This window comes from Intestinibacter sp., from assembly GCF_051866655.1.
Lineage (GTDB): Bacteria > Bacillota > Clostridia > Peptostreptococcales > Peptostreptococcaceae > Intestinibacter.
In genome coordinates this window covers 1-9759 of record NZ_JBJDXL010000530.1, presented here as the reverse complement: position 1 = coordinate 9759, position 9759 = coordinate 1, and the positions used below count along the sequence as shown (strand labels likewise).

The window sequence follows — 9759 nt, the reverse complement described above, 5'->3', positions numbered from 1 at the left end:
ACTCGTACTGGACTCTCACCATAACCAGCTCGCTCTGACTTCGTCTTTATAACTACTCTTCCCTTCACAGCATTTATTTTACTTATTTTGACAATATAAATAGTAACCCATTAGTTAATTATTGTCAATAATATTTATGCTATTTTTTAGTATTATATTGTTTATTATCTCCTATAATTAATATTTATATACATATATATAAAATCAAAAAATATTTTTTGCTGATGTCGACAACGTTTTCTTTTTTTAAATTTCAATATTTCCCGAAAAGCGTTGAAATTTCAACATATTTACATTTTCCAAATCTTAACTTATAATTAATATCTGTAAAATATAATGACTACATACTTAAATAAATTTCGAAAAAAATATAGATACTTAATTATAAATTTTAAATATATTTAGGAGGTACCCATGTATAAATTAATCGCACTAGATATAGACGGAACATTATTAAACAGCTCAAACCAAGTTACAGATTCTGTAAAAAAAGCCATAAAAGAAAGTAAAGAAAAAGGTGTCAAAGTCGTTTTATGCACAGGAAGACCTTTGAAAGGTGTTGAAAATTATCTTGAAGAATTAAATCTTAAAGAAGAGGGAGATTACGTTACTACATTCAACGGTGCTCTTGTTCAAAATTCTCATACAGGAGAATCTATATCTCATCTAACTCTAGACTACAACGACCTTTGTGATTTATACGAGCTTAGCTTAGAAATAGGCTCTAGAAGCCATTTTTACGATACAAGAACTCTTTATACATTTAATAAAGATGTAAGTGATTATACAGTTTATGAATCTTACTTAACTGGAAGCCATTTAAATGTAACTACTCTAGATCAAATACCTAAAGACATCGCTATGTCTAAATTTATGATGATAGATCACCCTGAAATCTTAGATGAATGCGTAAAGAAAATACCTCAAAAATTCTACGAAAAATACACTATAGTTAGAAGTATGCCATTTTTCTTAGAAATATTAAATCCTAATGCAAACAAAGGTGCTGGTATAAGCCTTTTATCTGAAGAGCTTGGCATCAAACAGGATGAAGTTATATGTGTTGGAGATGCAGGAAACGACAAGCACATGATAGAATACGCTGGTCTTGGAGTTGCTATGGGAAATGCAACTGATGATATTAAAGAAATAGCAAATTATGTAACTCGCACTAACGATGAAGATGGAGTTGCTCATGTTATTAATAAGTTTATATTAGAAAGATAGATTTTAAATTTTATAAATGATTTTCGGCAAAAATGGCATCAAAGATGCCATTTTTTATTGCACTTTTCTGATTTAAAATTCATTACATTTCTCTGATTTTATCGTTAAAGTAACCTCTCTCCTCCACTTTTTCAAACCATATTTCACTCTTCTTCTCATGCTCTAAAGTGGATTTTACTATCTCCCTCATCAAGCTTACAATATAAACATTCATCTCTATTCCAAATCCATCTATTGCAGGAAGCAACCATCCAGTCATATCGTTCATCCCACTTCTAGCTGCTATTTTCATCGCTTCTTTTTGCATATCTCCATCGTGGAATACGTCTAAATCCTTTTTCAAATACGCAATCGCAGCCATCAATCCATTACATCCCCAGTCAGAAACTGTTGCAGTTATTATGTTGTCTGTCTTTGCAACTGCTCCGATATTGTCGGATGGATCTTCTAAGTTTGCGTAAGGGATGTATTGTCTTACTTGATTTGCTATGGTCCCCATGCCGATTTCGTTTCCTAAATCGCCGATAGCTATATTTAAAACACCTATTTTTACAAGCTTTTCAAATAAAATATCTGTCTTTGCTTCTAAATCTGTGCAATCTATACCCAAGGAATTGTGGTATAGATCCTTTTGATTTTTGCCAGGATGCTCTATGCTTATAACTGCCTTTGGAATGCCCTGTTTTATTAGCTCATCTGCCATTTGATCAGCTTTATTTATGTCCTTTGTAAAAGGTACTACAGCTATTGAAATAGGGTATTTTTTCAAATTTTCTATAGAATCATATAAATGAAGTCCCATTTCAAACGATAGATTTCTAACTGCAGTTAAGTTTTCCTCTTGGCATACAATCACAGGCTTTGCATTAAACGCCTTGACTAAGCTTCTAGCTAAAAATAGTGAGCTAATTATTCCATCACTTTCTGCCTCTTTATGAGAAGGTAGTACAAATCCTGTTATTATATACACTAAATCACCTTCCTTGATTTCGTCGACTAGCTTTTGAGCAGCGTTTATAGTCAACGGTTTTTTAGTGTATTTTCTAGCTGCATCGTACAAAATTCTGCAGACACCGTAGCCTCTAGGGTCTAAATTCATTAGATTATCTAAATTTTCTCCAAGATTATATTTTGCTAAATTTTCCTTATACATAAATCATTCTCCCATTCATAATATTGATTAATTTTTTATATGCATATTTACATTAAAAAAAGGTTAAGACACGCAAATAATGCATAATCTTAACCTTAATTAAATTCGTTAATAAATTTTAGTTTATTACCCAATAAATAAGATTCTATTTTCTTTTTTCTGGAAAAATCATGAGATATCTATTTTGAGCATCCTTCAACGCAGCTATCAGAGCCTTTTGAATTAGTGCAAAAAATCTGCTTTGAATTACTTCTATCATTTTGTCGACTTCAGTAACTATATTTCTCGAACAAAGCATATCTCTTATAAATTGTTCTGTTTCATCCATAATAGTGTTGCAGGCTATATCTACTATTCTATCTGTCTCTTTATCTATTATCACACATAGTGAGAAAACTGAATAGGAGGATGAAATTACATCGTCCTTACTTGGCTTAGATTGACCTGTAACAAATACTGTATTTTCTAAATAGTTCATTATTTTCTCCTGTAATTTTATCGTATTTGCAAAATTTCTTTAAAGGACATTTAAAGCCGTGCAAATACAATTAATATGCTTATACTTAAATGATAGTGATATTTTCCATTTTTTTCAATATGAAATATTAAAATATGTCTATTTTTACTTTCTCAAAATCCTATACTCAAATCCAGTTTCCTTCATTAAATCTAAATAAGGCATTGGATCAAAGTATTCTGGAGAAAATACTCCGCTGTCCTTCCAAATTTCCTTACCAATTAGCTCTATAGAAAGTGCCGCACCAAAACCTGTCTGTGCAACTACTGCCTGCATATGCCAGTCCTTCATAGATTGTTGGTTATCAAAAGGCTGATACATAAATATTTCCTTTTTCTGACCGTCTTTTACACCTATGCAATGAACTCCTACTAGCATCTCGCCCTTCATTTCGTCACCTATATCCTTAGGCTGTGGCGCAACTGCTGCTACTACATCTCTAGGAACTACCTTTACACCACCGACATCTACTGGATGCAGACTTCTAAGCCCTAAGCTGTCTATGACCTTAAGTGCATTTATAAGCGCTGGATCTAGTGATATTTTGAAGGTCGCCTTTTTTAATCCGTATTTAGATAAATATCTCTGCATTGTGACTACTTCTTCGTGCTCTACCTTGACAAGGACATTTTTCCCTACTCCATCTGGCATATCAAAGGTTTCCTCTCCAGCAAATGCGTCTTCAACTATAAATCCTCCCTTGTCTGCGTTGTACTCTACGTTTGGATTCATGACCTCATCTAAAACTGTCCACACATTAAAACCAAATGTAATTTCTCCCTCCTTTGCTCCAGGTATGCTGAGATTTCCACCATCTTTTACATGAACCTCTTGCAATTCGTCGAATTCGTATTCAGCTGCGTATTTTGCAAATACATTTACTACCCCTGGGTCGATTCCCATGCAAATACACGCCATTTGATCTCTATCTCTCCATTTATCGTGTCTATCGAAATTGTATTTTGTCATTGGCTCTACATAGCTGTTTTCTATGCCTAGACCTAGCTTAGGGTTCTCCATAGGCACAGACCATGTTCCCATGCTTCCGTAATTTGCCCCAGCCTCGTAAGCCGCATCAAAAATATTATTACTTACAAATGGAGCTGCAGCATCCATTACGAAATCTATATCGTATGTTTCTATTAATTCTACAATGTCCTTTTCATTTCTAGCATCGACCTTGACTGCCTTTAAGTCGTCCTTGTCTCTCAAGTGACTTATAACTTCCTCTGCTCTATCCAAATCGTAATCTGCAACTAATACAAACTCCAGCCATGATTTATAATCCTGCCTGCTTTGAATTATCTTCAGTATAGATTCTCCCACTGCACCTGCTCCTACTAACATCATTCTCATAATTTATCCCTCCCATTTTTTAACTTAAAATAAAAAGGACAGGGTAACAAGACTCACTAATCAAAGTGTCCTGTTACTCTGTCCTTTTGCCAGTTGGTTATAGCCACGTAGGCGACGGAAATCCGTTCTCTCCAAAGTTTCGTCAGATAATCTTCCTTTTGCCTGTCAGTTTCCAAAAAAGTTTAGACTCACCTTTTCTTTGCTTCTTCGGCACTACATTTAAGTAGCTTCTAGGATTATCCTCATCCGAATCTATTTTGTTTTCTTATTTATATTCTAGAATATTAATCTTAGTTTGTAAACTAAGTCTATGAAAATTTATTTGTTTATTAATTCAGCATAAAGTGATGCATCTACATTACCACCTGTTATAACTATGCATATGCGGCGACCTGCACTTGTGTCTATTTTATTTTCAAGCATTGCAGCTATACCTACACATGCTGATGGTTCTGCTAATATTTTTTCTTTTAATCCTAATAGTTTCACAGCTTCTGCTATTGATGCTTCTTCTACTGCTACTACTGTATCTACGTTGTCTCTTATCATTTCGAAGTTTATTTCTTCTGCCTTGCTTATACGAAGGCCGTCTGCTATGGTTTGACCCATTTCTACTGTAAGAGCCTTGTCTGCTTTTAATGCTTCTGTAAATAGAGGTACTTCTTTAGGTTCTACAGCTGTTACTTTTATACTTGGATCAACTCCCTTTATTGCAAATGAGCCTCCACTTGTCAAGCTTCCTGCTCCACATGGCATGATGAACTCGTCCATTTCACCATTCATTTGTTCTAGCGCTTCTATTGCCACTGTTCCATGACCTATTATTACTGCTGGGTCCATATGTGAATGAACTAGGCAATATCCGTGTTCTTCTATTAATTCTGCACATTTTTTATCTCTGTCTTGTCCAGTAAATCCTGCAAGCACTACTTCTGCACCATATCCCTTTGCCCCTGCTATTTTTGCTTTAGGTGCGTTTTCTGGCATTACTATAGTTGCTTTTACGCCTAATTGTTGTGCCATGTAGCTTACTGCTTGTGCGTGGTTACCACTTGATGCTGCTGTTACACCTTTTTGCAATTCTTCCTTTGGTGTAGTTAGCATTTTGTTGCTTACTCCACGTAATTTAAATGCTCCTGTGTATTGCATATTTTCTAATTTTAACCAAATTTCTGCTCCACCAAATAATTTTTCAAGATTTTCTGCTCTAACTAATGGTGTCACTTTTACGTAGTCTTTTATTCTTTTTTTTGCTTGAAATACATCTGATACTTGTAATTTTACTTCCATAATTATCCCCCATGATCTTTTATAAAACTTTACTATATTATATATCATTTTATACAACTATAACATATGAAAGTTTTATTATATTGAAATATTTTAGTTTTGTAAAAATACAGAAAATGTACTTCCCAATTCTGATGATTTGACCTTTATATATCCGCCCTGCTTTGAAATAATTTCTCTGCTTAAGTAAAGTCCTATACCTATTCCCTCTTCCTCTAAAACATTTCTACCTCTATAGAATCTACCAAAGATTTTTGGAATTTCATCTTCAGATATACCTATGCCTTGATCCGTGATATCTATCCTTGTAAATATCTCGTATTTTTCAATCGATATGGATATCGTAGTATTTTCTTTGGAGTATTTAATCGCATTTTCGATTATGTTGAATATCGCCTCTGATGTCCATTTTTTATCGTAGTCTAGTATTATTTTTTGCTTTGGTTCAAAATCTATCGTTATATTTTTAGACTGCGCCTTTTTGTATAGCTGAGAAATCGCCGATACTACGGCATCGTTTATGTCGGCAGTTTTTTTGTGTAAATTTATAACTGAGCTCTCTAGTCTAGACATTTTTATCATGCTCTCCACTAAAAAACATAATTTATCTAAAGATAAAAGTACAATTTGATTAAACTCCTGTCTTTCCTCCTCTGATAAATCCTCATCTTGCAGAAATTCGCTGTACATCTTCATATTTGTTAGCGGTGTTTTCAGCTGGTGCGCGATATCCGATATTAGAGATTTTATTTCATTTTTTTCTGTTTCAATTTTTTTATTTTGCGATTTTAATATGTTTATTAATTTCAATGTTTGATGCTGAAGCTTTGAAAATATAGAATCATCTATCATGCTAAAAACTTCTTCTTCTCTCATATCAGAAATACTCGCTAGCATATCTGATAATTTGACAAGTATACCATTTGTGTATTTTTTAAAAAATAATTTCTGCAAATAAAATATAATAAAAATCGCCAGCGTAAAAGCTATAGTTATAATAGAAATATTTATGTCGTAATCCTTTGTCCACAGAAAAATACATATATTAAACGATAAGCAAGCTATAAAAACCACAAAATTGAGTATCAAATTTATTATATTTAATCTCTTCATCATAAGCTACTCTCCCAATATATAACCTATTCCAAACAATGTAACTATGTATTCTGGATTTTTAGGGTCATCCTCGATTTTTTTGCGGAGTCTTCTGACATTCACAGATAAAGTATTGTCATCTACATAATTTCCATTGTAATCCCATAATTTATCCAGCAAAACCTCCTTAGTCATAGCTATTCCCTTATTTTTGCAAAGTAGCTTCAAAAGCCTATACTCTGTCACACTCAACTTTATTTCTTCATTTCTCTTATATACCTTTTTACTGTCAAAATCTATCTTCAAATCCTTATATACAAATAATTTCTTCGCCTTTATATCGCTTCTTTTTAAAATTGCATTTATTTTAAATTTAAGCACCTCTATTGAAAAAGGCTTTGATATATAGTCGTCACAGCCACTTTCAAATCCCCTTATCATATCCTCCTCTGTATCATTTGCAGTGAAAAATACTATTGGAAAATCTATTTGATTTTTTATCTCGCTACATAAATCCAGCCCGCTTCCATCTGGCAGACCTATATCTAAAAGCAGAAAATCTATATGATTCTCAGCTATAACATTTTTCGCCTCCTGCTTAGTATATACACTTATAGTATTATATCCTTCTTTTTTGAGTGCAAATGACACACCTCTATTTAAAAGCTTGTCATCCTCGACAATTAAAATATTTTTCATTGCTTCCTCCTAAATACAATAAATCACGGACAATAAATTATATATTATCCGTGATATAAATATTATTTACTTAAATTCTATCATTTTATCGTAAATATCGCTATTGCTCTATTCTTCTAAGTCTCTCTGTCACGCTTGATTTAGAGCTTTGTTTATACACAACTCTAGGAGTTATAGTACAAACCAACAGTATAAGCACTATCAATAAACTCAACGAGCTTGCTGGAAATACAAATTCTGCGTAATCGACCATATTTTTAATAAATTTTGAAATTATATACACAACACCCATACCTATAGTCATTATCATAAATATCGTGATACCTGCATAGTACAAGCCTTCAAAAGTCAGCATCTTCTTAATTTGCTTTTTAGTCATTCCTATGCTCTCAATTACGGCTAGCTCTGTTAATCTCGTATTTACATTTGTGACCATTACATTTATAAAGTTAAGCATACCTATAAATATCAAAATTATAGAAATCCCGCCAACTATTATGTTCATCATTATCATGCTTTGTTCAAAGTTTTCGACTGCATCTGATCTTGCTTCTAAATTTACGTTTTTACTTTCTTCAGCCATAAGCTTTAGCTGATTTTTTACTGATGGTTCGTATTTTGAGTCTACATCTACTTTTACGATATTATTTAGTATATCACAGTCAATTTTATCTATTACAGACTCACTTATATAAAATATCGGTATACCTATTTCGTTTTCTTTACCAAAGTTAAGCACATCATTTTCATCTTCAACTATATTTACTCCCAAATCAACAGACTTAGTTCTATCAGAATTTCTAAGTGTAATTTGTTGATTAGAGAAATCTAATTCTTCATAATTAGGATAATAAAACGTACTTGTAAGTGCTATTTTTCCTTGCTTAAATGCCTCTACATCTATTTTATCGTCATTTAATTTTTCAAATTTGTCTATAGTTTCATCGTCTACAAATGATACCCATGTAGTAAGCTTACTTGGATCCTTCTTTATTTTTTGTAGATAATCGTCTAAAGTATTTTCATCTGTAGCATATCTCTCATATCCAACCTTTAAAGCAGGCATAAGAACGTCTTCATTCATATCCATTTGTAAATTTGAGACCTTATTTACTTTTACTGAGGTTACACCTTTAATTGCTTTTATAGCTTCTATATCCTCATCGCTTAATTCAGAAATATTATCTCCATAATTTGTAAGCTCAAAATCATTTGGATAATATTTTTGTTGATAATTATCGACACTTAAGCTATTCATAAAAGTATTTACGCTTAAAAAAGTCAGTATACCCATAAATAATGATAAAAATACTAAAATTGCTCGTTTTTTATCTCTAAAAACATTATACCAAGCCATCTTGTATAGCTTTCCACCATTAGTTGATTTTCTATTTTTCTTTTGTTTTTTAGGCTTACCTCCTGTATAATTTAATGCTTCTATAGGTGAAACTTTGCTGGCTATTTTAGCTGGCTTTCTACAGCTTATTAAAACTGTAAATAGCGAAAACAATATAGTTCCTCCAAATACTAATGGTGTAAAATGCACATTATTAGGCATCAAATCTGCGTAATAGGTACCTGAGCAAAACGATTCTATTGCATAAGGTACAACTAAAAACGAAACAGCCAGCGAAATAACTATTCCTATTGGTATCCCTACTATAGATAATCTAAGTCCTTGACCTCTGACTATCTTTTTAATTTGCTTAGGTGAAGCTCCTATAGTTTTTAGCATTCCGTAAAATTGAATATCCTTTGTCACTGCTATATACAAAATATTGTAGATCAATAGATAACCACTAAGCACCATGAATGCTCCAATAAGTCCAACTACTATAATAGCTGACATCTCTATTTCCTTAGAATCTTCTTCTACATCATAGTTAAATTCAAATTCTTGATTGTTTTTCAAATCCACGTTTTCCTCTAAAAGATTTGTTGAGCCGTATTTTTCGCTCTTTTTAAAGGTCATTGATAATATTCCATTTTCTTCTAGAGATAAATTGTGCTTTGTAGTAAAATCCTCTGATACATATATTACACTGGCCCCACTTTCCATGAAGGCAAGTGATTCTGTGTAATTTTTAAATTGTCCACTTATAATAAATTCTTTTTCTTCAGTTTTTCCGTTTACGTCATATGTTAATTTTACCTTATCTCCTATTTGTGCATCTTCTATGTCTAGTAGCTTTTTAGACATCTCTGATACCATAATTTCATTTTCGCCTTCAGGATAATCTCCCTTTATTTCTCCCATAGCTGGAGATATTTGTTTATCCCAATTTTCTCTATCTATATATTGAAGAGCTATGTTTCTTCCTTTTTTAGATAGCTCATCTGAATGCAGATTTCCAACTGAAATTTCTTCACCTATTGCATCAGATATATTTAGGTCTTTGATCTGTTTTATCTGCTCATCAGT

At 32.5% G+C, this 9759-nt stretch carries 8 protein-coding genes; 1 reads left to right on the top strand and 7 read right to left on the bottom strand.

Features of this window, described 5'->3' with window-relative positions; translation table 11 throughout:
* The first annotated feature begins 414 nt into the window (after positions 1–414).
* Positions 415–1227, top strand: coding sequence for a sugar-phosphatase (yidA, locus tag ACI3VO_RS15915; RefSeq protein ID WP_439758857.1), 813 nt, complete (start codon positions 415–417; stop codon positions 1225–1227).
* A gap of 82 nt (positions 1228–1309) precedes the next feature.
* Here the strand turns inward: yidA and ACI3VO_RS15910 are convergent, their stop codons facing one another.
* The 7 genes from ACI3VO_RS15910 to ACI3VO_RS15880 form a co-directional block, all read right to left on the bottom strand.
* Positions 1310–2380 (bottom strand): DUF4392 domain-containing protein, encoded by a 1071-nt coding sequence (locus ACI3VO_RS15910; RefSeq protein ID WP_439758856.1) that lies wholly within the window; start codon positions 2378–2380, stop codon positions 1310–1312.
* A gap of 145 nt (positions 2381–2525) precedes the next feature.
* Positions 2526–2858, bottom strand: a complete 333-nt coding sequence (locus ACI3VO_RS15905) for a DUF3870 domain-containing protein (RefSeq protein ID WP_290686436.1) — start codon at positions 2856–2858, stop codon at positions 2526–2528.
* A gap of 144 nt (positions 2859–3002) precedes the next feature.
* Positions 3003–4253, bottom strand: coding sequence for a saccharopine dehydrogenase family protein (locus ACI3VO_RS15900; protein WP_439758855.1), 1251 nt, complete (start codon positions 4251–4253; stop codon positions 3003–3005).
* Between the two features lie 318 nt (positions 4254–4571).
* Positions 4572–5543 (bottom strand): threonine ammonia-lyase, encoded by a 972-nt coding sequence (locus ACI3VO_RS15895; RefSeq protein ID WP_439758854.1) that lies wholly within the window; start codon positions 5541–5543, stop codon positions 4572–4574.
* Between the two features lie 93 nt (positions 5544–5636).
* The gene (locus tag ACI3VO_RS15890) at positions 5637–6659 is read right to left on the bottom strand and encodes a sensor histidine kinase (protein WP_439758853.1); all 1023 of its coding nucleotides are present in this window, start codon (positions 6657–6659) and stop codon (positions 5637–5639) included.
* Between the two features lie 3 nt (positions 6660–6662).
* Positions 6663–7337 carry a response regulator transcription factor gene (locus ACI3VO_RS15885; protein WP_439758852.1) on the bottom strand — a complete coding sequence of 225 codons (675 nt, stop codon included), beginning with the start codon at positions 7335–7337 and terminating at the stop codon, positions 6663–6665.
* A gap of 100 nt (positions 7338–7437) precedes the next feature.
* On the bottom strand, positions 7438–9759 hold a 2322-nt coding region (locus ACI3VO_RS15880; protein WP_439758851.1), incomplete at its 5' end, for an ABC transporter permease.

Coding starts and splice junctions, on each gene's coding strand:
- yidA (WP_439758857.1), top strand. CDS start 415: ATGTATAAATTAATCGCACTAGATATAGACGGAACATTATTAAACAGC.
- ACI3VO_RS15910 (WP_439758856.1), bottom strand. CDS start 2,380: ATGTATAAGGAAAATTTAGCAAAATATAATCTTGGAGAAAATTTAGAT.
- ACI3VO_RS15905 (WP_290686436.1), bottom strand. CDS start 2,858: ATGAACTATTTAGAAAATACAGTATTTGTTACAGGTCAATCTAAGCCA.
- ACI3VO_RS15900 (WP_439758855.1), bottom strand. CDS start 4,253: ATGAGAATGATGTTAGTAGGAGCAGGTGCAGTGGGAGAATCTATACTG.
- ACI3VO_RS15895 (WP_439758854.1), bottom strand. CDS start 5,543: ATGGAAGTAAAATTACAAGTATCAGATGTATTTCAAGCAAAAAAAAGA.
- ACI3VO_RS15890 (WP_439758853.1), bottom strand. CDS start 6,659: ATGATGAAGAGATTAAATATAATAAATTTGATACTCAATTTTGTGGTT.
- ACI3VO_RS15885 (WP_439758852.1), bottom strand. CDS start 7,337: ATGAAAAATATTTTAATTGTCGAGGATGACAAGCTTTTAAATAGAGGT.